Source organism: Clostridium tertium (genome assembly GCF_902652255.1).
Classification (GTDB): domain Bacteria; phylum Bacillota; class Clostridia; order Clostridiales; family Clostridiaceae; genus Clostridium; species Clostridium tertium_A.
Genome location: NZ_CACRTO010000023.1, coordinates 1 through 539, shown reverse-complemented (window position 1 = coordinate 539; position 539 = coordinate 1). Strand labels below are relative to the sequence as shown.

The window sequence follows — 539 nt, the reverse complement described above, 5'->3', positions numbered from 1 at the left end:
TTCCCTCATTCGGAAATCTTCGGATCACTGGCTATGTGCGCCTACCCGAAGCTTATCGCAGCTTATCACGTCCTTCATCGGCTCCTGATGCCAAGGCATTCACCATGCGCCCTTTGTAGCTTGACCTATATGTCGTTTAATTATAAGCTTCGTATCTCTTCGTCAACTTCCTCACTCCAGTGCTCACGTATGTTAAATACGTTCCGCGCTTTCGTTTGTCGTTTCCTCGACCTACTCGCTTCTAATTAAACTCCTCTCTAACTATTAATTCGAATAAACGATTTAATGTTAGTTGGTTCTTTATTTATTAGTAATAAATTACAAAGTTATTCACAAAGAATATTTTTGGCTTGTTGTTATTTATATTCATATGCAATTTTCAAAGAACAATTCTATTGAAAGACATAGTCTTTCAAAATTGAACAGAAGTTAAGAAACCAGTCTTCTAAGTTGTACTAGATAAGCGCCATGCTTACTAGATTTCTCCATAGAAAGGAGGTGATCCAGCCGCAGGTTCTCCTACGGCTACCTTGTTACGA

1 rRNA gene is annotated in these 539 nt (G+C 38.8%); it reads right to left on the bottom strand.

Going from position 1 to position 539, the window contains the following annotated elements:
- Nucleotides 1-130, bottom strand: a 23S ribosomal RNA gene (locus GPX08_RS11375); the annotation flags it as partial.
- Between the last annotated feature and the right edge of the window lie 409 nt (nt 131-539).